The organism is Clostridium caldaquaticum (assembly GCF_023806125.1).
Lineage (GTDB): Bacteria > Bacillota > Clostridia > Clostridiales > Clostridiaceae > Clostridium_AT > Clostridium_AT caldaquaticum.
Genome location: NZ_JAMSKT010000011.1, coordinates 105,466 through 112,540, shown reverse-complemented (window position 1 = coordinate 112,540; position 7,075 = coordinate 105,466). Strand labels below are relative to the sequence as shown.

Genomic DNA, 7,075 nt, shown 5'->3' with positions numbered 1-7,075 from the left:
CCCCCGCTCGACTTGCATGTGTTAGGCACGCCGCCAGCGTTCGTCCTGAGCCAGGATCAAACTCTCAATTTAAAAGTTTGAATCTTTATGCTCATTTTTAATTCAAAAGAATTGCTGGTTTATCTTAATTATTCTCTGTTTAATTTTCAAAGACCAATTATTTTTCGCTGTCATCTGACAGCTTTTTTATTTTATCACTTATTTTATACATTGTCAACATTTTTTCTAAACATGTATTATTAAGTGATATTTTGTCGCTTTCAATCAGCGACGAGTTATATAATATCACATCTATAAAACGATATATTATTTACACTTCTATTTACATGAAAATAATCCGTTATTTCTCTTTATTTCTCTTTATATCTACAATTATAACATATTGATACACCAGGTATAGTTTTAATAGTATTACTTTCATACATATAAACAATAAAATAGATTTTTTAAGCATTATAAAACAAAAAAAATAAAAACGTACATATAACTGTACGTCATAATAAAACATATGCTATTTCCAATTTCTGTCTATAATATCCCACATCATCTTTCCTAGCTTAGATAAAGTTACAATTCCATATACATTGTTAGGAAGAGATTTAGATAAAACCACAAATACAAAATTACCTTTGTCTAGATTCAAAAGTGCAGCATCGTTTTCTATCCCATTCAAGCTTCCAGATATATTTGCAATTTTACTCCATACTCTTTCAGGCATATAGAAAGGCAATTTATCTCTACGTTGAAACTTGTCTAATATATTTATTATAAAATTACTATACTCCCTGTTTAAAAAGCTTCCATAATGAAGAATTTTCAGACATTGAGCCAAATCAAAGCTACTGCTTAGATTCTCAAGTCCTTTTTCCCGAGCAGTGAAATCCCTAAGCTTTCTCTTTAGAAACGTTTCCTTTAATCCCATTTCTTTAAAATATATATTTATTTTTTCCATTCCTAAAATATCAATAATTTTATTAGTTGCAGTACTATCACTTTGAATAAGCATTGCAATCAGCAGTTCCTTTATGGAGTAATCCTTATCATCAAATTCATGCAAAATACCACTGCCATATACTTTATCTTTACATTTTATTAAAACCTTTTCCTGTAAGCTTATATTATTATTTTCAACTTCTTTTAAAAGAGCTATAGCAATGGGTAATTTTATGCAGCTTGCAGCAGGCATTATTGCTCTCTCGTTTAAACTATATGTATAAGAACTATCTATATCTTCAAAATAAAAACTATATTCACCTATTCTTTCATCAAGATACCTTTTTAACTCCTTCATATTATTCCTCCACCTTGAACATTAAAACCCATATATAATATTAAATAGGCATGCAAAAATGCATGCCTAAACTCTAGTCACCAAATGATATTCCTATACTTCTTGCAACTCTCACTAATTCGCCATCAGGATCTACATTTTTATTTTTTCCAATAACATTTTCTAAACTATCATAAGATAACTTATTACCCTTTAGACAAACCATGTTTCCAAATTTACCTTCATGTATCAAATCAATAGCAGCAACACCATATTTTGTTGATAATACTCTATCAAAAGTTGATGTTGTTCCTCCCCTTTGAACATGACCTAAAACCGTACTTCTTATTTCATGATCCTTTATTACTCTCTCTAAATCCATTGCAAGTTTATTAGCAATTCCACCTAATCTTATTGGGTCTGGACTATCCTCAACTATCTTGCTTATAACAACATCTCCATCTTTTGACTTTGCACCTTCTGCTACAACTATAATACTAAATACTTTTCCGTGTTTTTTTCTTTCATAAATTTTTTCAATAACCTTATTAAGATCATATGGAATTTCAGGTATTAATATAACATCAGCAGAACCAGCTATACCAGATTCAAGAGCAATCCAACCTGCATTTCTACCCATAACTTCAAGTATCATTATTCTATGATGTGATTCAGCTGTAGTATGAAGTCTGTCTAATGCCTCAGTAGCTATCCCTACTGCAGTGTTAAATCCAAAAGTTATATCTGTAGATGCCAAATCGTTATCTATAGTCTTAGGTACCCCTATAACCTTTACACCTTTTCTTGCAAAGTCTCTGGCACTAGTTAAGGTTCCATCTCCACCTATAACTACAAGAACATCTACTCCTGCTTCCTTTAAGTTCTCAACTGCTACATCAGATACATCTTTTTTTACTATTTTACCATTTTCTTCAACTTGGTAATCAAAAAGGTTATCTTTGTTAGAACTATATAGTATAGTACCACCTTTATGTAATATACCTGAAACACTATCAAGGTCTAGGCGTATATAATCGTTGTTGTACAGTCCTCTATAACCAAATTTATAACCTATAACTTCATAACCATACTTTAGCATTGCTGTTCGAGTTGCCGCTCTAATTACTGCATTTAATCCAGGACAATCTCCACCGCCTGTTAGTAGAGCAATCTTTTTTATATTGTCTGCCATTTGCATATCCCTCCAAAATACTTTTAGTTCTATTATACAACGTAAAACTCTAAAATCAAACATAATTCTTAATATTTTTTTATTTTTTCTAAATATACATATTTTATCTTAAATATGATAAATATTCCTTAGTAATACTGGCAAATAGTGTATCATAATATTTTTATTGTGCACAATCTTAATTAGTATATATTTATTATTGCCATATTATCTCTAATATACTTAAAAGTAAAAATGAAGACGAAATGAATATTCAATCCCAAAAACTCATTAAATTTAATGATAAAAATTAAAATCTATTCTGCAACAACCTTATTCAATATATCATGCTTAACAGTTTCCATATCTGGCACATAACTCTTTAAAAGCTTAAGCTTACCCTTTATTTCATAATCTCCAAGAGCTGCAGGAATCATAAAACTGTCTCCCTTTTTAATTTTCTCAACTCCTCTTTTATATAAGATTTCTCCTTCTCCTTCTACAGCTGTAAAAATATAAAATCTTTCCCTATCACTGCTCTCCTTGACGCTTTCCTCAACATCATAAAGTTCAAGTGAAAAATGCTCACAAAGACAATAGTAAGTCTTACTGTAACCTTCCTCTTGAACCTTCAATCCTTTGCTCTTTTCTCCAACTAAACTTAAATCAACAACATCTAAAGCTTTTTCTAAATGTAATTCTCTACCTCTATTATAGTCGAATACTCTATAAGTAGTGTCACTGTTTTGCTGTATTTCAGCTATTATTACTCCTTCTCCTATTGCGTGCACCAATCCGCTTTTAACAAAATATACATCGCCTTTTTGTACATATACTTTGTTCATAAATTCATCAAAATGACCTGTTTCTATTGCATTTTTAAACTGCTCTTTTGTACAGTTCTTTGTTCCAACAACTAAATTGGCACCTTCAAAAGCTTCAACTACATACCATACTTCAGTTTTTCCCATTTCTCCTTCTGTTTCTTTGGCATACTTATCCTGAGGATGAACTTGAACTGAAAGCTTTTCCTTTGCATTAATTAATTTTACAAGCAGAGGAAACCTATCTAAAGAAATTTTAGTACCTATTACCTCCGCCCCTTTTAACTTAATAAGTTCATCCAGCTTCATGCCTTTGAATTTACCATTTGCAACTACACTTACACCGTGAGGATGACAAGACACATCCCAGCTTTCTCCTATATTCCCCTCTGGAAGATTATCTCTGAAAAGCTGAAAATCTCTTCCTCCCCAAATTTTATCAAAATATATATTTTCGAATTTTAAAACATACATAATAGAGTCCCCTTTCTTTATATAATCTCCCTTTATTAATGAATATAAGTATAAACAATTTATTACGGGATGAAAATTTATTGTATTTTAATAATTTAATAAAACAAAATAAACTCTGGCATTTTTATTTGATTTCCATTTCCATTATTATATTTGTCTATAAGTTCTTTAGCCTTTCTATAGTTTTCTTTAATAGTATCAGAAGTATATTTATCCGTAGAAGCATTTATTCCTTCTAATGCCTTTCTTAGATTGTATTCACCCTTTACAAAATTTACATCTTGAGTTATATAGTAGCATCCGGCATTATTTAATGTAAGTATATCACTTTCGTCAGAACCATAGGCATATCTTATTTCCTTTATCGCCTCTGCCGCATTACCATTTAATAAATAAATTGTTCCCAAAGTTCTATGATACTTAGCTATATCGTCAGACAATTTAATACATTCTTTAAGTAGTCTTATTGCATCCTCTGTATTATTATTGGATATATTTATTAAAGCCATATTATATTTAATTTCTGGTTCGTCAGGCTTTATGATTTCAGCAAAATTAAAATATTCTAGTGCCTTTACACTATCCTTAGTTGTATTCCAATAATAGTTTGCAGCTGTAAGCATTATATTGTAATTATAAGGTTCCTTATATATTGCTGTTCTAAAATAAGGATCTCCTTCTTTTGTTTTTCCTAATGCTTTAAGTATCTCAGGCATTAAAAATCCATAATTATCACTGTATTCTTTATTTTTCTTAATAGATTCCCTGCAATACTGCATAGCTGTATTTAAGTCTTTTTTATTTAAATAATACCAGCCTGCTGTATGAAATACTCTATAATCTTCCTTATTTTCTTCTATAACTTTTTTAATAAGCTCATCAGCTTTTTCAGACTGTTTAAGACTTTGCAGCACAGCGGCTTCAATAACCTTTACTTCAATACTGCCAACATCTTTTGTTTTTAATTCCTCAACAAGCTTGCTGCCTTGTTCGGCTGTAACTTCATCCGTTGAATATATCTTTGCAAGCCACATTTTATAAGCTAAGTCGTCAGGATTTTTTTCTGAAAGTGCTGTAATATCTTCAAGCAGCTTGTCTTTATTGTAAATTGAACTCTGTGCTAAAACATCATAAATTCTATACTCATCTTTATCTATATCCCAGGCTCTTCTTAATCTTTTATAACCTTCTTCCCAATTGCCATCAGCTATAAGCATTCTTGCATACTCTGCTAAATCACAGGCAGATTTTTCATCTACAGGATAATTGTCAACCAATGCTTTAGCTTTATCTAGCATATTATTAGCCATATAAACTGTAAACATTGTCTTAATTAAACTTTTATCTTTTGGAAATTGACCTAAGGCTTCTTCTCCATGCTGTAAGGCTTCTTTATAATCTTTATTCATTAACTCTGTAAAAACAACATAGTTTAAAACTTCCGCATTTTTACTTCCTAATGCCTTTGCTTTATCTATAAATTTTTTTGAATTTTCTTTATCTCCTTCCACTGAGTATATTTCTCCTATTTTTGCATCCCAAAGACCTTCTTTTAAATCTTTTTCCTGAAGTTTTTTATACTCTTCTATAGCCAGATCATACTGACTATTATAATAATAATCTTCAGCAGTATTACTTTCAAATACATATTTTTTACCTATTGTATCAGCACTTTTAGTATTCCTTAAAACTGTTGCTGTAAAAGCTGAAATTACTATCGCAAAAACAATAAAAGCGATAATATAAACTTTTTTATTTCCTTTAATAATCTCTTTAAAATTTTGAACACCTGTTTTAATCTTTCCCTTTTTAAAATTATATTTAGTTTTATCCAAAATTACTTCAATTTTCAAATGTTTAAATCGTTTTCTGATTTTATTCATTATATTTTTGATATATTTTATCATTTTTATATCTTTCATTATTACACCTCATTAGTCATAATGGTATATTTATAAACATTTTAACAAATGAATTTAAAAAAAGCCACAATAATAACTAATTAAAAACTTTAACTTTTTATTTAATTTGAAACATAAACTCTATTTATGATAAAATAAATATGATTTTGAAAAAAACTTTTAACTTAAAGGGCGTAAAAATTACTAAGAATACAAGGGGGATTAATTTTGAAAAAACAAATTAAAAATACAATCATTATAATTGCTACATTAGGAATATTATCTGTTTCTTCTTTTTCCATAACATATAAAATAGCTGAAAAAATGGATAAACAAACTTTCAATCAGAATACTCAAAAGGAAACCACAAAATTATCAGAGCAAAATTCCGATAATAAAGCTTTAGAAAACAAAGTTGTAACTACTGAAACTTCTAAGACTTTAAAGTTAAGCGAAATTACTTTAAGCAGTACAGGAAATTCTATTATTGGCTGGGATAGTAAGATTTCTTACAATGGTTCTTTAACTCAGGTTTTAGAGAAATATGATAAGGACTACTCCTATATATATAAAAATGTTGCTGATATTTTTAAGGAAGATGATATAACTACAACAAATTTAGAAACAACATTTACAAATGCTACTTTAAAAACTGGAAAGACCCCTATGTTTAAAGCTCCTCCTACTTATGCAAAAGCTTTAAATATAGGAAATATTGAAGCTGTTAATCTTTCAAATAATCATACAAAAGACTATTTAGACAAAGGATTTCAAGATACAAAAAATGCTTTAAAAACAGAAAATATTAACTTTTTCGGCGAAGGCGAAAAATGGGTAACGGAAGTAAAGGGAAATAAATTAGGATTTTTAGGTTATCAAGCTTACACTTATGATAATGCATTTATGTCTAAATTAAAAGAAGACATAGCTTCACTAAAAAGTGAAAATTGTACAGTTATAATAAATTTTCATTGGGGAACAGAGGGTGCTTCAACTCCTAACAATGCTCAAAAAAATTTAGCTCATTATGCTATTGATAATGGTGCAGATCTTATTATAGGTCATCATCCTAATGCAATACAAGGTATTGAAAAATATAAAGGAAAGATTATAGCCTACAGCTTAGGGAATTTTATTTACGGAAACAATAAAAATTTTACAGATAAAGATACTTTTATTCTTCAAACCAATTTTAAATTTGAAAATAATAAGCTTAAATCTTATGGAATAAAAATTATACCCTGCAGCATATCTTCAGTGAGCAATGCTAATGATTATTGTCCAACGCCACTTGAAGGAACTAAAAAGACTGCGTTTTTAACAAGACTGAACAAACTTTCAACAAATCTAGATTTTAAATTAGAGGATGATTTTTTCTATATAGATGTCAATAATAATTAAATGTATATATAATCTTAAACAAGGTGGTGTTTTA

5 protein-coding genes and 1 rRNA gene are annotated in these 7,075 nt (G+C 29.2%); 1 reads left to right on the top strand and 5 read right to left on the bottom strand.

The genetic code is table 11. The annotated features are described in order from the left end of the window. From M2651_RS09055 to M2651_RS09035, 5 genes are all read right to left on the bottom strand, one after another. A 16S ribosomal RNA gene (locus M2651_RS09055) occupies positions 1-72 on the bottom strand; the annotation flags it as partial. Positions 73-511: 439 nt separating this feature from the next. After that, the gene (locus M2651_RS09050; RefSeq protein ID WP_252132027.1) at positions 512-1,291 is read right to left on the bottom strand and encodes a serine hydrolase; all 780 of its coding nucleotides are present in this window, start codon (positions 1,289-1,291) and stop codon (positions 512-514) included. A 73-nt stretch (positions 1,292-1,364) separates the two neighbouring features. Then, positions 1,365-2,462, bottom strand: a complete 1,098-nt coding sequence (locus tag M2651_RS09045) for a 6-phosphofructokinase (protein ID WP_252132026.1) — start codon at positions 2,460-2,462, stop codon at positions 1,365-1,367. A gap of 296 nt (positions 2,463-2,758) precedes the next feature. Continuing rightward, entirely contained in the window at positions 2,759-3,739 is a 981-nt protein-coding gene (locus tag M2651_RS09040; RefSeq protein WP_252132025.1) for a type I phosphomannose isomerase catalytic subunit, read from the bottom strand. A 95-nt stretch (positions 3,740-3,834) separates the two neighbouring features. Then, the gene (locus M2651_RS09035) at positions 3,835-5,661 is read right to left on the bottom strand and encodes a tetratricopeptide repeat protein (protein ID WP_252132024.1); all 1,827 of its coding nucleotides are present in this window, start codon (positions 5,659-5,661) and stop codon (positions 3,835-3,837) included. Positions 5,662-5,868: 207 nt separating this feature from the next. On the opposite strand from M2651_RS09035, the gene M2651_RS09030 reads away from it, so the two are divergent. Beyond that, positions 5,869-7,041, top strand: coding sequence for a CapA family protein (locus M2651_RS09030; protein ID WP_252132023.1), 1,173 nt, complete (start codon positions 5,869-5,871; stop codon positions 7,039-7,041). Positions 7,042-7,075 lie beyond the last annotated feature (34 nt).

What these genes read in the sequence shown, in the direction of transcription:
- M2651_RS09050 (WP_252132027.1), bottom strand. Translation starts at nt 1,291, where the DNA reads ATGAAGGAGTTAAAAAGGTATCTTGATGAAAGAATAGGTGAATATAGT.
- M2651_RS09045 (WP_252132026.1), bottom strand. Translation starts at nt 2,462, where the DNA reads ATGGCAGACAATATAAAAAAGATTGCTCTACTAACAGGCGGTGGAGAT.
- M2651_RS09040 (WP_252132025.1), bottom strand. Translation starts at nt 3,739, where the DNA reads ATGTATGTTTTAAAATTCGAAAATATATATTTTGATAAAATTTGGGGA.
- M2651_RS09035 (WP_252132024.1), bottom strand. Translation starts at nt 5,661, where the DNA reads ATGAAAGATATAAAAATGATAAAATATATCAAAAATATAATGAATAAA.